This is a genomic window from Maribellus luteus, from assembly GCF_003576475.1.
GTDB classification, from domain to species: Bacteria; Bacteroidota; Bacteroidia; order Bacteroidales; family Prolixibacteraceae; genus Draconibacterium; species Draconibacterium luteum.
The window spans coordinates 1-254 of the sequence record NZ_QWGR01000344.1 but is presented as its reverse complement, the minus strand read 5'-3'; the positions used below and the strand labels follow the sequence as shown (position 1 = coordinate 254).

General features: G+C 59.1%; 1 protein-coding gene. It reads right to left on the bottom strand.

What is annotated here, in order from left to right; genetic code table 11:
• Positions 1-254: ABC transporter permease (locus D1614_RS29160; RefSeq protein ID WP_241558173.1), on the bottom strand; the 254-nt coding region annotated here is incomplete at both ends.

The following is a 254-nucleotide window of genomic DNA, read 5'->3' as shown; positions in this document are numbered from 1 at the left end:
GTCAGCTGCGTCGCCTGCAGCTGGTTCTGTGCGAGCGACGACAGCGTGATCCCCACCGTCAGGCTCGCCACGATAAACAGAAGCGCCGACACGTAAACCATCCACACGCTGCCGACAAATGGAACCTGAAAGACGAAGAACGCCATCAGCAGGATGATGGTCACCTGCACCAGCCCGATGAAGATGTACGGCACGATCTTGCCCGTCATCACCTCCAGGGGATGCACTGGCGTGGCGAGCAGGTTTTCCATCGT